This is a genomic window from Pseudomonas sp. NPDC089569, from assembly GCF_050280625.1.
Lineage (GTDB): Bacteria > Pseudomonadota > Gammaproteobacteria > Pseudomonadales > Pseudomonadaceae > Aquipseudomonas.
On sequence record NZ_JBNNVQ010000064.1, the window covers coordinates 1 to 19,471 of the forward strand.

General features: G+C 61.5%; 14 protein-coding genes and 3 pseudogenes. 12 read left to right on the forward strand and 5 right to left on the reverse strand.

Annotated elements, in window-relative coordinates; translation table 11 throughout:
• The 6 genes and pseudogenes from ACQKP2_RS21505 to pdxJ form a co-directional block, all read left to right on the forward strand.
• Positions 1 to 265: pseudogene (locus ACQKP2_RS21505) on the forward strand (elongation factor 4); the annotation flags it as partial.
• A gap of 5 nt (positions 266 to 270) precedes the next feature.
• A complete protein-coding gene (gene lepB / locus ACQKP2_RS21510) occupies positions 271 to 1,125 on the forward strand; it encodes a signal peptidase I (RefSeq protein ID WP_427579261.1) in 855 nt (284 codons plus the stop codon).
• A 184-nt stretch (positions 1,126 to 1,309) separates the two neighbouring features.
• Positions 1,310 to 1,999 carry a ribonuclease III gene (rnc, locus tag ACQKP2_RS21515; RefSeq protein WP_427579262.1) on the forward strand — a complete coding sequence of 230 codons (690 nt, stop codon included), beginning with the start codon at positions 1,310 to 1,312 and terminating at the stop codon, positions 1,997 to 1,999.
• Positions 1,992 to 2,894 carry a GTPase Era gene (gene era / locus ACQKP2_RS21520; protein WP_427579264.1) on the forward strand — a complete coding sequence of 301 codons (903 nt, stop codon included), beginning with the start codon at positions 1,992 to 1,994 and terminating at the stop codon, positions 2,892 to 2,894. Before rnc ends, era begins: the two co-directional genes overlap by 8 nt.
• Before the next feature lie 162 nt (positions 2,895 to 3,056).
• The gene (gene recO / locus ACQKP2_RS21525; RefSeq protein ID WP_427579266.1) at positions 3,057 to 3,746 is read left to right on the forward strand and encodes a DNA repair protein RecO; all 690 of its coding nucleotides are present in this window, start codon (positions 3,057 to 3,059) and stop codon (positions 3,744 to 3,746) included.
• Between the two features lie 51 nt (positions 3,747 to 3,797).
• On the forward strand, positions 3,798 to 4,541 hold the full coding sequence (gene pdxJ / locus ACQKP2_RS21530) for a pyridoxine 5'-phosphate synthase (RefSeq protein ID WP_427579267.1): 744 nt from the start codon (positions 3,798 to 3,800) through the stop codon (positions 4,539 to 4,541).
• A gap of 121 nt (positions 4,542 to 4,662) precedes the next feature.
• Here the strand turns inward: pdxJ and mltF are convergent, their stop codons facing one another.
• Positions 4,663 to 6,126 carry a membrane-bound lytic murein transglycosylase MltF gene (gene mltF, locus ACQKP2_RS21535; RefSeq protein ID WP_427579268.1) on the reverse strand — a complete coding sequence of 488 codons (1,464 nt, stop codon included), beginning with the start codon at positions 6,124 to 6,126 and terminating at the stop codon, positions 4,663 to 4,665.
• 286 nt (positions 6,127 to 6,412) lie between these two features.
• On the opposite strand from mltF, the pseudogene purL reads away from it, so the two are divergent.
• From purL to ACQKP2_RS21565, 6 genes and pseudogenes are all read left to right on the forward strand, one after another.
• Positions 6,413 to 9,301 (forward strand): annotated as a pseudogene (gene purL, locus ACQKP2_RS21540) (phosphoribosylformylglycinamidine synthase); the annotation flags it as partial.
• Between the two features lie 8 nt (positions 9,302 to 9,309).
• Positions 9,310 to 10,212, forward strand: a pseudogene (locus tag ACQKP2_RS21545) (glycine dehydrogenase (aminomethyl-transferring)); the annotation flags it as partial.
• Between the two features lie 111 nt (positions 10,213 to 10,323).
• On the forward strand, positions 10,324 to 11,580 hold the full coding sequence (gene glyA, locus ACQKP2_RS21550) for a serine hydroxymethyltransferase (protein WP_427579269.1): 1,257 nt from the start codon (positions 10,324 to 10,326) through the stop codon (positions 11,578 to 11,580).
• A 144-nt stretch (positions 11,581 to 11,724) separates the two neighbouring features.
• Entirely contained in the window at positions 11,725 to 12,708 is a 984-nt protein-coding gene (lipA, locus tag ACQKP2_RS21555) for a lipoyl synthase (RefSeq protein ID WP_427579270.1), read from the forward strand.
• Between the two features lie 30 nt (positions 12,709 to 12,738).
• On the forward strand, positions 12,739 to 13,506 hold the full coding sequence (locus ACQKP2_RS21560) for a M15 family metallopeptidase (RefSeq protein WP_427579271.1): 768 nt from the start codon (positions 12,739 to 12,741) through the stop codon (positions 13,504 to 13,506).
• On the forward strand, positions 13,503 to 14,225 hold the full coding sequence (locus ACQKP2_RS21565; RefSeq protein WP_427579272.1) for a L,D-transpeptidase family protein: 723 nt from the start codon (positions 13,503 to 13,505) through the stop codon (positions 14,223 to 14,225). The genes ACQKP2_RS21560 and ACQKP2_RS21565 overlap by 4 nt, the downstream gene beginning before the upstream one ends.
• A gap of 485 nt (positions 14,226 to 14,710) precedes the next feature.
• Here ACQKP2_RS21565 and ACQKP2_RS21570 read toward each other — a convergent pair whose 3' ends face one another.
• The 4 genes from ACQKP2_RS21570 to ACQKP2_RS21585 all read right to left on the reverse strand — a co-directional run bounded on the left by ACQKP2_RS21570 (position 14,711) and on the right by ACQKP2_RS21585 (position 19,300).
• Positions 14,711 to 15,874, reverse strand: a complete 1,164-nt coding sequence (locus ACQKP2_RS21570) for a sterol desaturase family protein (RefSeq protein ID WP_427579273.1) — start codon at positions 15,872 to 15,874, stop codon at positions 14,711 to 14,713.
• Between the two features lie 272 nt (positions 15,875 to 16,146).
• Entirely contained in the window at positions 16,147 to 16,869 is a 723-nt protein-coding gene (locus ACQKP2_RS21575; RefSeq protein ID WP_427579274.1) for a gamma-glutamylcyclotransferase, read from the reverse strand.
• An 89-nt stretch (positions 16,870 to 16,958) separates the two neighbouring features.
• Positions 16,959 to 17,804 (reverse strand): nitrilase family protein, encoded by an 846-nt coding sequence (locus tag ACQKP2_RS21580; RefSeq protein ID WP_427579275.1) that lies wholly within the window; start codon positions 17,802 to 17,804, stop codon positions 16,959 to 16,961.
• Complete coding sequence (locus tag ACQKP2_RS21585) at positions 17,801 to 19,300, reverse strand: purine-cytosine permease family protein (RefSeq protein ID WP_427579277.1); 1,500 nt, start codon at positions 19,298 to 19,300, stop codon at positions 17,801 to 17,803. Before ACQKP2_RS21585 ends, ACQKP2_RS21580 begins: the two co-directional genes overlap by 4 nt.
• Positions 19,301 to 19,471: the final 171 nt, after the last annotated feature.

Here is a 19,471-nt window from a genome sequence, read left to right on the forward strand (position 1 = left end):
CCAGTTGACAGAGAAGATTAAGGAACTGATTCCTCGTCAGATGTTCGACGTGGCCATCCAGGCCGCCATTGGCGGTCAGATCGTCGCCCGAACAACCGTCAAGGCGCTCAGAAAGAACGTATTGGCCAAATGCTACGGCGGCGACGTGAGCCGTAAGAAAAAGCTGCTGGAGAAGCAGAAGGCCGGTAAGAAACGCATGAAACAGGTCGGCAACGTGGAAATTCCACAAGACGCCTTCCTTGCCGTGCTCAGGTTGGATAGTTAGGTCCTATGTCACTAAATTTCCCGCTGTTGCTGGTCATCGCCGTATTCGTCTGCGGCCTGTTGGCGTTACTCGACTTGCTGTTTCTGGCTCCGCGTCGGCGGGCCGCCATCGCTTCCTATCAGGGCAGCGTAAGCCAGCCCGATACGATGGTGGTCGAGAAACTGAACAAGGAGCCGCTGCTGGTCGAATACGGCAAATCGTTCTTTCCGGTGCTGTTCATCGTGTTGGTGCTGCGTTCGTTCCTGGTGGAACCGTTCCAGATTCCATCCGGCTCGATGAAGCCCACGCTGGACGTCGGCGACTTCATTCTGGTGAGCAAGTTTTCTTACGGGATCCGCCTGCCGGTCATCGACAAGAAAATCATCGAGGTCGGTGAGCCACAACGCGGCGATGTGATGGTGTTCCGTTATCCGAGTGATCCGAACGTCAACTACATCAAGCGTGTCGTCGGATTGCCGGGCGATCAGGTTCGTTACACCGCTGACAAGCGTCTTTTTGTCAACGGGGAGTCGATTGCCGAGAAGCTGGTCGGCGCCGAGCCGGGTACCCTGGGGAGCGCCGAGCTCTACAAGGAAAAACTGGGCGCTGCCGAGCACCTGATCCGCAAGGAAATGAGCCGCTACCGCGCGACGCCGGACCGTACCTGGACCGTGCCGGCGGGGCACTATTTCATGATGGGCGACAACCGCGACAACTCCAACGACAGTCGCTACTGGGACGACCCGAGTATTCCCAAGGACCTGCTGGGCATGGTTCCCGACAAGAATATCGTCGGCAAGGCCTTTGCAGTCTGGATGAGCTGGCCGGAACCCAAACTCAGCCACCTGCCGAATTTCTCGCGGGTAGGCCTGATCCAGTAATCGAACACGGCGCTGTTGAACACAGCGCCGAATGCATTTCTGGAACCGACACATTCGGGGCCGAAAGCATGAAGCCAATGATATTCAGGACGTTATTTTTGAACACAGCGTTAATTGTCCCAAGCCTGCGCCGACTCACGGCGATGGCGGTAAAATCCAGCCACGAACTCAGCGTGGGTAAACCGTGAGCGTCTCCTTAAGCCGTCTAGAGCGTCAGCTCGGCCACACCTTCAAGGATCAGGAACTGATGGTCCTGGCCCTGACTCACCGCAGTTTTGCCGGGCGCAACAACGAACGCCTGGAATTTCTCGGTGATGCCATCCTCAACTTCGTCGCCGGCGAGGCGCTGTTCGAGCGTTTTCCGCTGGCCCGGGAAGGCCAGTTGTCACGGTTGCGTGCGCGTCTGGTCAAGGGTGAGACCCTGGCTGTTCTGGCCCGTGGCTTCGATCTGGGCGATTACCTGCGCCTGGGTTCGGGCGAACTGAAAAGCGGCGGTTTTCGTCGTGAATCGATCCTGGCCGATGCCCTGGAAGCATTGATTGGTGCGATCTATCTGGATGCCGGCATCGAAGTGGCACGCGAGCGTGTCCTGTCCTGGCTGGCGGGGGAGTTCGAAGGCCTGACGCTGGTCGACACCAACAAGGACCCGAAAACCCGCCTGCAGGAGTTCCTGCAGTCCCGTGGTTGCGAGCTGCCGCGTTACGAGGTGGTGGATATCCAGGGTGAGCCGCATTGCCGGACGTTCTTCGTCGAATGCGAAATCATCTTACTGAACGAAAAAAGCCGAGGTCAGGGTGTGAGCCGCCGCATTGCCGAACAGGTAGCTGCCGCAGCCGCACTGATTGCCCTGGGTGTGGAGAATGGCAATGACTGATACAAACGCAACTCGCTGTGGCTATGTTGCCATCGTCGGCCGTCCGAACGTGGGCAAGTCCACGTTACTGAACCACATCCTGGGGCAGAAGCTGGCGATCACCTCGCGCAAACCGCAGACCACCCGCCACAACATGCTCGGTATCAAGACCGAGGGTGATGTGCAGGCGATTTATGTCGATACGCCTGGTATGCACAAGGGGGGTGAAAAAGCCCTCAACCGCTACATGAACAAGACGGCTTCGGCGGCCCTGAAAGACGTCGATGTGGTGATTTTCGTCGTCGATCGCACCAAGTGGACCGAAGAAGACCAGATGGTCCTTGAGCGTGTGCAGTTCGTGACGGGGCCGCTGATCGTCGCGCTGAACAAGACCGACCGCATCGAGGACAAGGCCGAGCTGATGCCGCACCTGTCCTGGTTGCAGGAGCAACTGCCCAATGCCCAGATCATCCCGATTTCGGCACAGCACGGGCACAACCTCGATGCGCTGGAGCGAGTGATCGCCGAGCACCTGCCGGAAAACGATCACTTCTTCCCGGAAGACCAGATCACCGACCGCAGCAGCCGTTTCCTGGCCGCCGAGCTGGTGCGTGAAAAAATCATGCGTCAGATGGGCGCCGAGCTGCCGTACCAGATCACCGTCGAAATCGAAGAGTTCAAGCAGCAGGGCAAGACGCTGCACATTCATGCGCTGATTCTCGTCGAGCGCGACGGCCAGAAGAAAATCATCATCGGCGACAAGGGCGAGCGCATCAAACGCATCGGCACCGAAGCGCGCAAGGACATGGAGCTGCTGTTCGACTCCAAGATCATGCTCAACCTGTGGGTCAAGGTGAAGGGTGGCTGGTCCGACGATGAGCGTGCATTGCGTTCGCTGGGTTACGGCGACCTGTAACGCATCTGGATACATATCGATCTATTGTGGGAGCGAGCCTGCTCGCGATGAGGATCTGAAATTCAACATCAATGTTGACTGGCAGACCGCAATCGCGAGCAGGCTCGCTCCCACATTGGTTTTGGGTTGTGTGTAATTCCGTGTTTCTTCATCGAGAACCTCATGTCGCAAACCCCGCCCGTCGCCCAACCCGCCTACGTCCTGCACAGCCGCGCCTACCGCGAAAGCAGCGCTCTGGTGGACTTCCTCACGCCGCAAGGCCGGCTGCGGGCGGTGTTGCGTGCGGCGCGGGGCAAGGCCGGGACGCTGGCGCGGCCTTTTGTGCCGCTGGAGATCGAATTCCGTGGCCGGGGCGAACTGAAGAACGTCGGCCGCATGGAAAGTGCCGGCGTTGCCATCTGGCTCAATGGCGATGCTCTGTTCAGCGGCCTGTATCTGAATGAGTTGCTGATTCGCCTGTTGCCGGCGGAGGATCCGCATCCGGGGGTGTTCGATCATTACGCCGCGACCTTGCTCGCACTGGCTGAAGGAAGGCCGCTGGAGCCGTTGCTGCGTTCGTTCGAATGGCGATTGCTCGACGACCTTGGTTACGGCTTCGCCTTGAACACCGATATTCACGGCGACCCCATCGCCCCCGAGGGCCTGTATCGCTTGCAGGTCGACGCGGGGCTGGAGCGCGTCCACTTGCTGCAACCGGGGCTGTTCAATGGCGTCGAGCTCCTGGCGATGGCCGAAGCCGACTGGAGCGCGCCCGGTGCGCTGTCCGCTGCCAAGCGTTTGATGCGCCAGGCGCTGGCTGTTCATCTGGGTGGTCGGCCACTCGTCAGTCGCGAGCTGTTTCGCAAGCCCTGATCTCACCGTATGCTGTGCACCGAACTTTTCTCTTCTTCCGGAGCGTTTTTCGTGACCACCAGCACCCGCATTCTTCTTGGCGTGAACATCGACCACGTTGCCACCCTGCGTCAGGCCCGGGGCACGCGTTACCCCGACCCGGTCAAGGCGGCACTGGATGCGGAAGAGGCGGGCGCCGACGGCATCACCGTGCACCTGCGCGAAGACCGCCGGCATATCCAGGAGCGCGATGTGCTGGTGCTCAAGGATGTGCTGCAAACCCGCATGAACTTCGAAATGGGCATCACTGAAGAAATGATGGCGTTCGCCGAGCGCATCCGCCCGGCGCACATTTGCCTGGTGCCGGAAACCCGTCAGGAGCTGACGACCGAAGGTGGCCTGGATGTAGCCGGCCAGGAGGAGCGCATTAAGGCGGCAGTGGAGCGCCTGTCGAAGATCGGCTCTGAAGTGTCGCTGTTCATCGATGCCGACGAACGGCAGATTGCGGCCTCCCGTCGCGTCGGCGCTCCGGCCATTGAATTGCACACTGGCCGCTATGCCGACGCCGAGACCCCGACCGAAGTGGCCGAAGAGCTCAAGCGCGTCGCCGATGGCGTGGCATTCGGCCTGGCCCAGGGCTTGATCGTCAATGCCGGCCACGGCCTGCACTATCACAACGTCGAAGCCGTGGCGGCGATCAAGGGCATCAACGAACTGAATATCGGCCATGCGCTGGTGGCCCATGCGCTGTTCGTCGGCTTCAAGTCGGCAGTGTCCGAGATGAAGGCGCTGATTCTGGCCGCCGCAAAACCGTAACCGTCAGCAAAACCTGTGGGAGCGAGCCTGCTCGCGATTGCGGTCTTTCAAACACCATTGATGTGACTGAAAGTCCGCAATCGCGAGCAGGCTCGCTCCCACAGTGGTCTTCTATTGGCTGTTAGAGCGGGGAGGGGTCCTGAGCGGCCGGTTTGGTCTTGTCGATCCCCGGAACCACCAGTTTGCCCTCGGCCACCTGATCGCCTTCAAGCTGCGGCTGAGTGACCCAGGTCAGGATGTCGTAGTAGCGACGGATGTTGGCCACGAAATGCACGGGCTCGCCACCTCGGGCATAGCCGTAGCGGGTTTTGCTATACCACTTCTTCTCTGACAGGCGCGGCAGCATTTTCTTCACATCCAGCCACTTGTTCGGGTTCAGGCCTTCCCGGGATGCCAGCTTGCGTGCGTCGTCCAGGTGCCCGTTGCCGACGTTGTAGGCCGCCAGGGCGAACCAGGTGCGATCCGGTTCCTGGATCGACTCGTCGAGCTGATCTTTCATGTAAGCCAGGTACTTGGCGCCGCCCATGATGCTCTGCTTCGGATCGAGGCGGTTGGACACGCCCATGGCCTGCGCAGTGTTCTGGGTCAGCATCATCAGGCCGCGCACGCCGGTCTTGGACGTGACGGCCGGTTGCCACAGCGATTCCTGGTACCCGATCGCCGCCAGCAGTCGCCAGTCGACTTTCTCTTTCTTGGCATAGGCCTTGAAGTGCTGTTCGTACTTGGGCAAACGTTGCTGCAAGTGCTGGGCGAACGTGGTGGCGCCCATGTAGCCCAGAACGTCGATATGCCCGTAGTAGCGGTCCTTGAGGCGTTGCAGGGTGCCGTTTTTCTTGACCTTGTCCAGGTAGTCGTTGATTTCGTTGAGCAGGCTGTTGTCGTCGCCTGCGGCGACGGCCCAGCTTTGATTGCTGGCATCGCCCAGGTCGAAGGCGACGCGTATATTGGTGAAGTAGACCTGGTTCATCGCCACTTCATTGGAGTCGACGAGCGTCAGGTCGATCTGGCCTTCGTCGACCATGCGCAGCAGGTCGACGACTTCAACCTGGTCGGACTCTTCGTACTCGATACCGGGAAATTTCTTTTTCAGCTCCGCCAGTTGCTCGGCGTGGGTGCTGCCCTTGAGCACCATGATCTTCTTGCCCACGAGGTCCTTCGCGTCCGTGGGGCGCGATTGGCCATTGCGGTAGATGATCTGCGGGGTGACTTCCAGGTAGGAGTGGGAGAACCGCACCTGTTTCTTGCGTTCTTCGCTGCTGACCAGGCCGGCCGCCGCCAGCACCGGGCCATTGGGCTTGCCGACCTGGTCGAACAGGTCGTCGAGGTTGTCGGCTGTCTCGATCTTCAGCTCGACCCCCAGATCGTCGGCGAAGTGCTTCACCAGCTCGTATTCGAAGCCGGTTTCACCATTGCGATCCTGAAAGTAGGTGGCGGGGCTGTTACGGGTAATGACCCGCAGCACACCATCCTCCTTTACGCGCTCCAGCGTGTTGGGTTTATCAACACAGCCACCGAGCATCAGGAAGAGTCCGGTTGCGATCAGCCATTTGGCGAACCGCGGACGTAAAGCCGTTGGGGAAAACATTTGCGCAGTATACGCAAAGGACCACGAGCGCCATATCTCGACAGCGAAGGGGTTGTCTGCTAGAGACCACAAAACCGGCTGAAACCTCACAGGAATGGGGGTTGTCTGCATTTTCCTACAGTAAAAATAAGCTGTTGTTACAGGCTCCATTTACCTGACTTTCGAGGCAGAAACACAGATTGATACCTGAGTGCAACCGTGCGTAGCGTTTCGGGTGATGTCGCGGGCTGTTTAGGCTAGAATGCACGGCCTCAAAGCACACCCCCTTCCCGAGGCTGTCCCGAAGATGTTGATCCTGCGCGGCGCTCCTGCCCTTTCTGCCTTTCGCCACAGCAAACTCCTTGAGCAACTGTGTCAGAAGGTCCCGGCTGTCAGTGGCCTGTACGCTGAATTCGCTCACTTCGCCGAAGTTACCGGCGTCCTGACCGACGACGAACAGCAGGTGCTCGCGCGCCTTCTGAAGTACGGTCCAAGCGTTCCGGTCCAGGAACCGACCGGTCGTCTGTTTCTGGTGTTGCCGCGATTCGGCACCATCTCGCCGTGGTCGAGCAAGGCCAGCGATATCGCTCACAATTGCGGCCTGACCAAGATCCAGCGCCTGGAGCGCGGCATCGCGTTCTACGTTGCCGGCCAGTTCAGCGATGCCGACGCGCAGTTGATCGCCGATGCGTTGCATGACCGCATGACCCAGATCGTCCTGGGCAACCTCGAACAGGCGGCAGGCCTGTTCAGCCACGCCCAACCCAAGCCGCTGACTGCCGTCGACGTGCTGGGTGGCGGCCGTGCCGCGCTGGAAAAAGCCAACACCGACCTGGGCCTGGCCCTGGCCGAGGACGAGATCGATTATCTGGTCAACGCCTTCATCGGCTTGAAGCGCAATCCCCACGACATCGAACTGATGATGTTCGCCCAGGCGAACTCCGAGCACTGCCGTCACAAGATCTTCAACGCCAGTTGGGACATCGACGGCCAGAGCCAGGAAAAAAGCCTGTTCGGCATGATCAAGAACACCTACCAGATGCACAACGAAGGCGTCCTGTCCGCTTACAAGGACAACGCTTCGGTGATCGTCGGTTCCGTGGCCGGGCGTTTCTTCCCGGACCCTGAAACTCGCCAGTACGGTGCGGTGCAGGAACCCGTGCACATCCTGATGAAAGTCGAAACCCACAACCACCCGACCGCGATTGCCCCGTTCCCGGGCGCATCCACAGGTTCCGGTGGCGAGATCCGCGACGAAGGCGCGACCGGGCGCGGTGCCAAGCCAAAGGCCGGCCTGACCGGTTTCACCGTGTCCAACCTGCAGATCCCGGGCTTCGAACAGCCGTGGGAAGTGCCATACGGCAAGCCGGAGCGCATCGTCAACGCGCTGGACATCATGATCGAAGGCCCGTTGGGCGGCGCTGCGTTCAACAACGAATTCGGTCGTCCGGCGCTGACCGGTTACTTCCGTACCTTCGAGCAGTCGATCACCACGCCTCATGGTGATGAAGTGCGCGGTTACCACAAGCCGATCATGCTGGCCGGCGGCATGGGCAACATCCGTGAAGAACACGTCCAGAAAGGCGAAATCGTGGTGGGCGCCAAGCTGATCGTGCTCGGCGGCCCGGCGATGCTGATCGGTCTGGGCGGCGGCGCGGCTTCCTCCATGGCCACCGGCACCAGCTCGGCTGACCTGGACTTCGCCTCCGTGCAGCGCGAAAACCCCGAGATGGAGCGTCGCTGCCAGGAAGTCATCGACCGTTGCTGGCAACTGGGCGACAAGAACCCGATCAGCTTCATCCACGACGTGGGTGCCGGTGGTCTGTCCAACGCCTTCCCGGAACTGGTCAACGACGGTGGTCGTGGCGGCCGTTTCGAACTGCGCAACATTCCAAACGACGAGCCGGGCATGGCCCCGCACGAAATCTGGAGCAACGAATCCCAGGAGCGTTACGTCCTGGCTGTCGGCCCGGCCGACTTCGAACGCTTCAAGGCAATCTGCGAACGCGAGCGTTGCCCGTTTGCCGTCGTCGGTGAAGCCACTGCCGAGCCGCAACTGACCGTTACCGACAGCCAGTTCGGCAACAGCCCGGTGGACATGCCACTCGAAGTGCTGCTGGGCAAGCCGCCGCGCATGCACCGTTCGGTGGTTCGTGAAAGCGAACTGGGTGACGATTTCGATCCGTCGACCCTCGACATCGCCGACTCCATCGAGCGTGTCCTGCATCACCCGGCGGTCGCGAGCAAGAGCTTCCTGATCACCATCGGCGACCGTACCATCACCGGCCTCGTGGCCCGTGACCAGATGGTCGGCCCGTGGCAAGTTCCGGTGGCCGACGTAGCCGTCACCGCCACCAGCTTCGACGTCTATACCGGTGAAGCCATGGCCATGGGCGAGCGTACTCCGCTGGCGCTGCTGGACGCTCCGGCCTCGGGTCGCATGGCCATCGGTGAAACCCTGACCAACCTCGCGGCTTCGCGCATTGGCAAGATCTCCGACATCAAGCTGTCGGCGAACTGGATGTCCGCCGCCGGCCACCCGGGCGAAGATGCGCGTCTGTATGACACCGTGAAAGCGGTCGGCATGGAGCTGTGCCCTGAGCTGGGCATCACCATTCCGGTGGGCAAGGACTCGATGTCCATGGCCACTCGCTGGAAAGATGAAGGCGTGGACAAGTCTGTCACCTCGCCAATGTCCCTGATCGTGACCGGCTTCGCACCGGTAACCGACATCCGTCAGACCCTGACGCCGCAATTGCGCATGGACAAGGGCACCACCGACCTGATCCTGATCGACCTGGGCCGTGGCCAGAATCGCATGGGTGCCTCGATCCTGGCACAGGTTCACGGCAAGCTCGGCAAGCAGGCGCCGGACGTCGATGACGCCGAAGACCTGAAGGCCTTCTTCGCCGTGATCCAGGGCCTCAACGCCGACGGTCACCTGCTGGCCTACCACGACCGTTCCGACGGCGGTCTGCTGACCAGCGCCGTGGAAATGGCCTTCGCCGGCCATTGCGGCCTGAGCCTGAACCTCGACAGCCTGGCGGAAACCACTGCCGACATCGCTGCGATCCTGTTCAACGAAGAGTTGGGTGCGGTGATCCAGGTTCGCCAGGACGCTACGCCGGACGTTCTCGCACAGTTCAGCGCTGCCGGTCTGGGCGATTGCGTGTCGGTGATCGGTCAGCCGATCAACAACGGGCCTCGACCCACGGCGTGTTCGAGGAAGGCATCGGCGAAATCTGCGCGATCATTCACGACAACGGCGGCCAGGTGTACATCGACGGCGCCAACATGAACGCCATGGTCGGCCTCTGCGCGCCGGGCAAGTTCGGCGGCGACGTGTCGCACCTGAACCTGCACAAGACCTTCTGCATCCCCCACGGCGGTGGCGGCCCGGGCGTCGGCCCGATCGGTGTGAAATCGCACCTGGCGCCGTTCCTGCCGGGCCACGCGCACATGGACCGCAAGGAAGGCGCGGTGTGCGCCGCGCCGTTCGGCAGCGCGAGCATCCTGCCGATCACCTGGATGTACATCCGCATGATGGGCGGCGCCGGTTTGAAGCGCGCCTCGCAGCTGGCGATCCTCAACGCCAACTACATCTCCCGTCGCCTGGAAGAGCACTACCCGGTGCTCTACACCGGCAGCAACGGCCTGGTGGCGCACGAGTGCATCCTGGATCTGCGTCCGCTCAAGGACAGCAGCGGCATCAGCGTCGACGACGTCGCCAAGCGCCTGATCGACTTCGGCTTCCACGCCCCGACCATGTCGTTCCCGGTGGCCGGCACGCTGATGATCGAGCCGACCGAAAGCGAATCCAGGGAAGAACTGGACCGCTTCTGCGACGCCATGATCCGCATCCGCGAAGAAATCCGCGCGGTGGAAAACGGCAGCCTCGACAAGGACGACAACCCGCTGAAAAACGCCCCGCACACCGCGGCGGAGCTAGTGGGCGAGTGGACGCATGCGTATAGCCGCGAGCAGGCGGTGTATCCGCTGGAGACCTTGATCGAAGCCAAGTACTGGCCACCCGTGGGACGCGTCGACAACGTGCTGGGCGACCGCAATTTGATCTGTGCCTGCCCTTCAATCGCCGACTACGCCTGACAACACACCCACCCAACTCGTAGGAGCGAGGCTTGCCCGCGAACAGGTCCTCAAGACCGCTAAAGGCTCGCGGGCAAGCCTCGCTCCTACAGAACAACAAAGGACCACACCATGTTCAGCAAACACGACCAGATCAAAGGCTACGACGACGAACTGCTGGCGGCGATGAACGCCGAAGATGCACGGCAGGAGCATCACATCGAATTGATCGCCTCGGAAAACTACACCAGCCAGCGGGTGATGCAGGCGCAAGGCAGCGGCCTGACCAACAAGTACGCCGAAGGCTATCCGGGCAAGCGCTACTACGGCGGCTGCGAACACGTCGATGTGGTCGAGCAACTGGCCATCGACCGCGCAAAACAGTTGTTCGGCGCCGACTACGCCAACGTCCAGCCGCACTCCGGCAGCCAGGCCAATGCGGCGGTCTACCTGGCCTTGCTGCAAGCCGGTGACACCGTGCTGGGCATGAGCCTGGCCCATGGCGGTCACCTGACCCACGGCGCCAAAGTGAGTTTTTCCGGCAAGCTGTACAACGCAGTGCAGTACGGCATCGACACCGCGACCGGCCTGATCGATTACGACGAGGTCGAGCGCCTGGCACTTGAGCACAAGCCGAAAATGATCATCGCCGGGTTCTCCGCCTATTCGAAAACCCTGGATTTCCCGCGCTTTCGCCAGATCGCGGACAAGGTCGGTGCCTACCTGTTCGTCGACATGGCCCACGTCGCCGGGCTGGTAGCCACCGGTCTGTACCCGAACCCGATTCCGTTCGCCGACGTGGTCACCACCACGACCCACAAGACCCTGCGCGGGCCGCGCGGAGGGCTTATTCTGGCCCGCGCCAACGCAGAGTTGGAGAAAAAGCTCAACGCCGCGGTGTTCCCCGGCGGCCAGGGCGGCCCGCTGATGCACGTGATCGCCGCCAAGGCCGTGTGCTTCAAGGAGGCGCTGGAGCCGGCGTTCAAGACCTATCAGACCCAGGTGATCCGCAACGCGCAGGCGATGGCCCAGGTGTTTATCGACCGTGGCTATGACGTGGTCTCCGGTGGCACCGACAACCATTTGTTTTTGGTCAGCCTGATTCGCCAGGGCCTGACCGGCAAGGACGCCGACGCCGCCCTCGGCCGTGCCGGCATCACCGTGAACAAAAACGCCGTGCCCAACGACCCACAATCGCCGTTCGTGACGTCCGGCCTGCGGATCGGTACGCCGGCCATCACCAGCCGAGGCTTCAAGGAGGCCCAGAGCATCGAGCTGGCAGGCTGGATCTGCGACATCCTCGATCACCTGGGCGATGCCGATGTCGAGGCGGAAGTCGCTCGCCGGGCGGCGGCGCTGTGCAGTGATTTCCCGGTCTACCGCGACTGAGCCAACACCACAGAACCCTGTAGGAGCGAGCATGCTCGCGATGGAGGCCCAGGCACCGCGGGGCATCAGACAGCCAGCGTTATCGTTGACGACCATCGCGAGCGTGCTCGCTCCTACAGGTTCGCGCACATAAGGAAAGCCACCATGAGCACACTTACGCAATCGCCTGGAAAAAGCGTGGAAATAGGCACCAAACTGCGCGGCGCGGAAAAAGTCGCGCGGATTCCGGTGAAGATCATTCCCACCGATGAGGTCCCCCGCAAACCCGACTGGATTCGCGTGCGTATGCCGGCCTCTCCCGAGGTCGAGCGGATCAAGCAACTGCTGCGTAAACACAAGTTGCACAGCGTGTGCGAAGAGGCCTCGTGCCCGAACCTGGGCGAGTGTTTTTCCGGAGGTACGGCGACGTTCATGATCATGGGTGACATCTGTACCCGGCGCTGCCCCTTCTGCGATGTCGGCCACGGTCGCCCGAAACCGCTGGACGTCAACGAGCCGATGAACCTCGCCGTGGCCATCGCCGAACTGCGCCTGAAGTACGTGGTGATCACCTCGGTGGACCGCGACGACTTGCGCGACGGCGGCGCCCAACACTTTGTCGACTGCCTGCGCGAGATCCGCAAACGGTCGCCGGGCATCCAATTGGAAACCCTCGTACCGGACTATCGCGGACGCATGGATGTGGCACTGGCCATCACCGCCAGCGAACCGCCGGACGTGTTCAACCACAACCTGGAAACCGTGCCGCGCCTGTACAAGGCTGCACGGCCAGGTTCGGACTTCGAGTGGTCGCTGGACCTGCTGCACAACTTCAAGCAACGAGTGCCGGGCGTGCCGACCAAATCCGGTCTGATGCTGGGCCTTGGGGAAACCGATGAGGAAGTGATCGAGGTCATGCAGCGCATGCGTGAGCACGATGTCGACATGCTCACCCTCGGCCAATACCTGCAACCGTCGCGCAGCCACTTGCCGGTGCAGCGTTTCGTGCACCCGGACAGCTTTGCCTGGTTTGCTGAAGAAGGCGCGCGAATGGGGTTCAAGAACGTCGCGTCCGGCCCGTTGGTGCGCTCGTCCTATCACGCCGATCAACAACTTCATGGAGGTGCGGGCGGTTTCAAGCCATCATGACCTGACCGGTCATGCCTGGAGTTTCGTTCGATGCCTGTCGCCACCCGTTCACGCGCCCTGTTGCTGCTCGGCCTGAGCCTTGCCCTGCCGTGCATGGCCGAGGAGCCGCGGCCTGCGCATATGGTTTATTTGCGCACGATCGATCCGGGCATCGAGCAGGACATTCGCTACGCCGGTGCCCACAATTTCACCGGGCACCCGCTCGATGGGTATCAGGCGCCGGAGTGCCTGTTGTCGCTGGAGGCCGCCAAGGCCCTGTCACGGGTGCAGGCGGCATTGCAGGAGCAAGGTTACGGTTTGAAGGTGTTCGACTGTTATCGCCCCGCACGGGCCGTGGCCGATATGGGCCGCTTCGCCACGCAGCCGGGCGATCCGCTCAAGGCCGAGTTCTATCCTCGGGTGGACAAGCAGGACTTCTGGCGCCTGGGCTACGTCGCCCGCAAGTCCAATCATTCAAAGGGCAGCACCGTCGATCTGACCATGATCGGGCCGGATGCCCTGCCCGCCGACACCTGGACAGCTGCCGCCACACCGATTGACTGCACCGCGTCTTATGGTCAACGCTGGCACGACGGCGCCGTCGACATGGGCACCGGTTTCGATTGCTTCGATGAGCGAGCGCATATCGATTCGACGCTGATCAGTGCGACGGCCAGGGACAATCGCCAGCGCCTCACCCGTGCCATGGAGAAAGAAGGATTCAGCGGCTACTCCGCCGAGTGGTGGCATTTCACCTATACGCGGGATACGTCGCTGACGTCTGTCATGGACTTCCCCATTACGCCGATCGCGCCATGAGTCGTCTTGCCGGATGCTGGTCGCTGCTGGCCTTGCTGTTGCCCGGTGTTGCCATGGCGCAGGGCCTGGAGGGCAGCGATCAATTGATCGTCGTCATCAGCAGGAACTGGGATGACATTCAGGGCACCGCCCAGCGCTATGAACGTCATGGCCAGTCCTTTGAAAAGGTTGAAGCGCCATTTGCCGTGGTGCTGGGTAAACACGGCATGGGCTGGGGTAAGGGGCTGCTCGACAGCGGACCACTTCAGGGCCCGGTAAAGGAGGAAGGCGACGGCAAGGCGCCGGCCGGAATATTCAGGCTGGGTACGGCGTTCGGCTATGCCCCGGGCGCCGACACACGCCTGCCCTACCTCGCGCTGAGCGCCGATATCGAATGCGTGGATGACAGTCAGTCCAGGCGCTACAACCAGCTGGTCGATGATTCGATCGTCGCCAGGGACTGGACCAGCGCCGAACGCATGCACCGCAACGATGATTTGTACCGCCAGGGCATTTTCATCGAGCACAACACCCCGGCATCCCCTGCCGCCGGTTCGTGCATCTTCTTTCATATCTGGCGCGGCCCTTCCACCCCAACCCGTGGCTGTACCGCCATGGACCCGGCAGACATCGCGCGGTTGTTCAACTGGCTGGACCCACGCCAATCGCCCTTGCTGGTGCAACTGCCCGAGGCGCAATACGAACAGCTGCGAGTACGCTGGAACCTGCCCGAGCGGTGATCAATGCCTACCCCAGCATCACCGGCGACTGACACGCCGCCATCGCGAGCAAGCTGGCTCCCACAATGGGTCCGCGGTGCTCACAATGACCGTGTCCACACCGCATCACCTGTGGGAGCGAGCCTGCTCGCGATAAGGCCGGCACTTCCAGCATCACTGGCGACTGACACTCCGCCATCGCGAGCAGGCTCGCTCCCACAATGGGTCTGCGGTGTTCACAACGCCCGCGTCCACACCGCATCACCTGTGGGAGCGAGCTTGCTCGCGATAAGGCCAGCACTTCCAGCATCACCGGCGACTGACACGCCGCCATCGCGAGCAGGCTCGCTCCCACAATGGGTCTGCGGTGTTCACAACGCCCGTGTCCACACCGCATCACCTGTGGGAGCGAGCTTGCTCGCGATAAGGCCAGCACTTCCAGCATCACCGGCGACTGACACGCCGCCATCGCGAGCAAGCTGGCTCCCACAATGGGTCCGCGGTGCTCACAATGACCGAGTCCACGCCGCATCACCTGTGGGAGCGAGCCTGCTCGCGATAAGGCCGGCACTTCCAGCATCGCCGGCGACTGACACTCCGCCATCGCGAGCAGGCTCGCTCCTACAGGTTCCATTGTCTGGGGCGGTATCTGTTTCGTTGCCCAGATCGGTGGGGCGTTTCGCTTCACGGATCTTGTGGGCAATCTCCACAAAGGGCGTGACGATCAGGCCATAAAGCGTCTGGTAACGCTCCTGGTCCGCTTCGCCGGTGCCGAAGCGGATATCCTCGGGGGTGGAGCGGGTGACGTAGAGCGTGCCGAACATCCAGTCCCATAGCGACAGGTTGACGCCGAAGTTCTTGTCGTGATGCCGGGTCGCATCGCTGTGGTGGATCTGGTGCTGGGCCGGGCTGTTGAGCACATGCTCGACCCAGGGTCCGAACGACAACCAGACATGGCTGTGACGCAGGTTGGCCGCCAATGTGTTGAGGATGAACACCATGTAGGTCACGCCGAACAGCGTATAGCGGCTGATTTCCCCGCCGCAGGCATACCAGAACACACCGGCGTAGGCGCTGAGGAACACGAAATCGATCAGCCGCTCGATCATCTTCTCCACGAAGTGAATCCGGCTGGCCGTGACCGGCACCAGTACCGGCGCCGAATGATGGACTTTGTGGAACGCCCACAAATAGCGGGAATGGTAGGCGCGGTGGGCCCAGTAATGAAGGAAGTCCTGTAACAGGAACACCCCCAGCCCGTAGAGCAAGGACAACCCCAGGTGTTGCTCGAGCTGTACGCGCGCGCCCCAGAGGCGGGTGAAAAAGCCGATGTAGTCCGCCGAACGCAGGATGTACGGATCGACCAGGCCAACGACGGGCACCACCAGAATGACTTTCAGGATGGCGCGCACGAAGTAGTAACGGCAATCGAGCAACGCCGAGGGATGAAAATGCACACGGTTGCCGCCGATGAATTGCCAGAACGACCGGGCGTCGGTCAGGCCACGGGATTTCCTGTAATGGAACAGACCGTAGGCAATGGAATAGGAACTGAACAGGAAGGCCAGGCAGAGGCGACCATTGAGGTCGAACAGGCCGAGAAACTGATCGCTGACCGGCGCGATCACCCACGTGAACAGGTAGTGGTAAAACACTGCGAGCGCATCCATGAAAGGCAGCCCCCCTCGAAGGTAGAGCGTTGTCGGTCAGTTCGGAAACGAGTGAAAAAGGGAATGACCACTCCATTTCCAACCAACATCCTTTCAGAACACCCTGGCGTACAAACCACAGGTTTATACGCTTCGCCCGCCCGGTGCATACCGCTTCACCGAGTGTAGACGTTATTGCGGTTGTATCTTATTCACGCCTGTGAATTTTGGTCAATCGTCACCGCCAAAAGCCGATGTTCGATCGGCCCTCGGTGGGCAACCTTCCTCAAGGCTCAATGATGTTCAGGGGTGGGCAGCGACGCTTCGATTTCTTCGGCCACCAGGCTTTCGATGCGACTCATGTTGCGATCACGGATGCCTTGTTCGCGCAGCATGGTCACGGTGCGAAACAGGTATTGCGCCGCCGAGCCCCAATGCCCCGCCGCACGTGCCAGCACTTGTGCGACTTCGCCAACAGGCAATTTGCCGGCATAGGCCTTGCCGTCCCGCGCGGCGACAAAGGCCAGGGCACGCAAGGGCCCGGCCTCGGTTTTTACACTGATCCAGCGCGCCACATTGGTCGGCGGGTTGGCATCGATTTCCCGGACCAGCAACTGGCTGATCTGTTGGAAGTGGTTTGACGCCGGCAGCCGGTAGGCGACCCCCTGACAGCTGCCGCCCCGGTCGAGCGCCAGCATCAGCGCCGGCAACTCACGGGTGCCACGCCAGCGGGTCAGGGTCAGGCAAAACGAGCGGTGCCAGCCAAACGCGGTGGCACTGCGACGTTCCTCGAACTCGAATTCCGGGTTCCAGATCAACGAGCCATAGGCGAACACCCACAGTTGCTGTGGCCTGTACTGGTGCAGCAGCGATTGGGTGATCGCATCGATCTCTGCCGGCGTGTGTTCGGCCGTACCAGGTTCAGGCCCGGGATCCGGCTCGAAACGTTCGACATGGGCGACCAGTTCCGCCGTGAGATTACGCCTTGCCAGGCGCCGGGATTTGCTTGCGTCCATATCCGCCTCTCAACATGGATCCAACGCGCGTCGATCAATCTGAGAGCGTAGCAGCGCGCGCCGTTTTGTCCCGTGCCGAGCGTCTGGCGTCACCGCACCTGGCTGCTCAAGCCATACAAGTGCTCGCGCCGGTCCCGGTGCAGATCGTTGCGCTGGCTGATGCGTTTATTCCCCGCCTCGACCAGGTTCAGGCTGGCCAGCAAGATCTGCTCGCCGCCCTGCTCCGCTGGCCCGGCCAAGGGATACCCGTCGGCATCGACGATCACCGAACCCTGTACCCATCCGGCACCGCGCTCGTGGCCATAGCGGTCGCACGCGGCGATGAACATGCGGTTGACCGAGGCATTGGCTTGCACCCGCAGGACCTCCGCCGGACGCTCGGTCGGCGGCCTCGGGCCGTCGGGCCAGTTGACCGGCGCGCACAACAGCTCGGCACCGGCCAGCGCCGGCAGGCGCACCCACTCGGGGAACTCCAGGTCGTAGCAGATCAGCACGCCGATACGCCCGTGAACCGTTTCGATCACCGGTGGCGGTGCCTCCCCGGCGGTAAAGATGTCCTTTTCGGCATCCCATAAGTGCGCCTTGCGGTACACCGCTCGCAGCCCCCCGGCGTCGATCAGCGCTGCGCTGTTGGCCAGCTCATCGTTGCTCAACCGCTCGCAGAAGCCCGCCACCAGGACAATGTTCAATTCCTGCGCCAGTGCCTGCCAAAGGCGCAGGGTCGGGCCTTCGACAGTTTCAGCCAGGGCCAGCGCTTCTTCGCGGTCGGCGAACAGGTAACCGCTCTGCACCAGCTCCGGCAGCACCACGACCTGGGCGCCCTGCAACGCCGCCGAGCGGATGGCGCGTTCGGTCAGGTTGCGATTGTAGGCAAGATCGCCGATTTTCGGTGCCAACTGGCAGCAGGCAACCAGGGTATTTCTTGCGGTGTTCAACGCACTGTCTCCGCGGATTGATGGGTCATGGCGACGATGTCGTGTTCGCTGATCGAATCGATGACGCGACGTTCGGCGTCCAGGTCCAGCGAGCGACTGAGGATGAAGTAAGTCAGTCCCGACACCAGCAGCCCCACCAGCCACGCGATGTCGACGCCTTCGAGCAGGCGCGCCAGCGGACCGACGAACACTTCCTTGCCGGCGGTGGCATCGAAGATATAGAAGAACGGCACCATGGCGGCAAAGCCGATCAGGTACGAAACGATGCCGCGAAATTGCCAGGCGCCGTAGATGCCCTTCGGGGTGAAGAAGTGTGGGATCGCGTAGCGGCCTTTGCGCACGAAGAAATAGTCCACCAGATTGACGGCGGTCCAGGGTACGAGGAAGTACAGCAGCAACACGAGGAAGGTGTTCAGCAAGGCGATGCCATCACCCTTGATCGACAGCACGCAGGTCAACAGGATCGCACTGATTGCACAGATCGACAGCACACGGGCACGGGGTGTCGGAGTGATTTTCCTGATCGAGTCGACACCGGTCAGCAGGGTGAGCATGGCGCTGTAGGTGTTGAGCGCGATGATCGGCAGGAAACCGGCCACCGAGACGATCACCAGCACATTGCCCAGCCCCGGCATCATCGAAGCACCGACCTGGTTCAATGCCACCAATGCATCGACGGCTTTCAATTGCTGGGCGAGCCAGGCACCGAGGCCGATCATCCAGCTGCCAGACAACGAAGCACCGATGAACACCGCCGCGATCAGTTTCGGCCGGCTGGTGTTTTTCGGCAGATAGCGGGAGTAATCGGACACGTAGGGCGCGTAGGAAATGTTGTAGCTGGCGCCGATGGCAAACAGCGTGGCGAAGGCAATCCAGTTGAAGCCCAGGTCGGTCGCCGGGGCAGCGCCTTCGGAACCGGCGCCGAACATCAGGGCAATGGTGACGAGCGCATACAGCGGCAATGTTGCCAGCAACGCCCACTTGAAGGCCTTGTGCATCAGGTCATGGCCGTAAATCGACAGCAGCGCGCCGATCAGCACCACGGCCACGGCAACGATCACCGGATTGATGCCGAACACGTGTTCCAGGCCGTTCATGATCAACGAGATGTTCACCACGTTGAAGCCGACGAACACGAACATGGTCGCCATCAACGCCAGGATCACCCCGCGATAACCGAATTGCGCACGGGACTGGATCATCTGCGGCAATCCCATTTCCGGACCTTGCGAACCGTGGAAGGCCATGAAAATGGTGCCGAACATGATCCCCAGCGCACCGGCCAGCATGGTCCACAGCGCCGACAAGCCAAGGCTTGGGCCGACAAAGCCGATGGAGATGGTGAAAAAGTGGAAATTGCCCAGAAACCAGAAGGGTCCCTGGCTTGCGAGTTTGGCGTGACGCTCGTTTTCCGGGATGTAATCGATCGAGTGGCCTTCGATGGCCAAGCCGCCGCCGGTTTCGGTGGCGTGTGCGGAGAGTGGGGACCCTGACATACGATGGTTCCTATGCAGATGATTGTTTTTGTTTTGAGCGCAGCGCTCGTGCTGGCGTCCGGTTCGGAGTGAAACGCCATAAAAAGCTGACGATGACGCTGGTTTCCGGGCAATGTATGGCGTCGGCCACTGCCATAAAATATCCACGACACACTGTTCACATAGATCGGC

What these genes read in the sequence shown, in the direction of transcription:
- ACQKP2_RS21575 (WP_427579274.1), bottom strand. Translation starts at nt 16,869, where the DNA reads ATGGACGCAAGCAAATCCCGGCGCCTGGCAAGGCGTAATCTCACGGCG.
- recO (WP_427579266.1), top strand. Translation starts at nt 3,057, where the DNA reads ATGTCGCAAACCCCGCCCGTCGCCCAACCCGCCTACGTCCTGCACAGC.
- ACQKP2_RS21565 (WP_427579272.1), top strand. Translation starts at nt 13,503, where the DNA reads ATGAGTCGTCTTGCCGGATGCTGGTCGCTGCTGGCCTTGCTGTTGCCC.
- ACQKP2_RS21560 (WP_427579271.1), top strand. Translation starts at nt 12,739, where the DNA reads ATGCCTGTCGCCACCCGTTCACGCGCCCTGTTGCTGCTCGGCCTGAGC.
- mltF (WP_427579268.1), bottom strand. Translation starts at nt 6,126, where the DNA reads ATGTTTTCCCCAACGGCTTTACGTCCGCGGTTCGCCAAATGGCTGATC.
- ACQKP2_RS21570 (WP_427579273.1), bottom strand. Translation starts at nt 15,874, where the DNA reads ATGGATGCGCTCGCAGTGTTTTACCACTACCTGTTCACGTGGGTGATC.
- glyA (WP_427579269.1), top strand. Translation starts at nt 10,324, where the DNA reads ATGTTCAGCAAACACGACCAGATCAAAGGCTACGACGACGAACTGCTG.
- era (WP_427579264.1), top strand. Translation starts at nt 1,992, where the DNA reads ATGACTGATACAAACGCAACTCGCTGTGGCTATGTTGCCATCGTCGGC.
- ACQKP2_RS21585 (WP_427579277.1), bottom strand. Translation starts at nt 19,300, where the DNA reads ATGTCAGGGTCCCCACTCTCCGCACACGCCACCGAAACCGGCGGCGGC.
- lipA (WP_427579270.1), top strand. Translation starts at nt 11,725, where the DNA reads ATGAGCACACTTACGCAATCGCCTGGAAAAAGCGTGGAAATAGGCACC.
- lepB (WP_427579261.1), top strand. Translation starts at nt 271, where the DNA reads ATGTCACTAAATTTCCCGCTGTTGCTGGTCATCGCCGTATTCGTCTGC.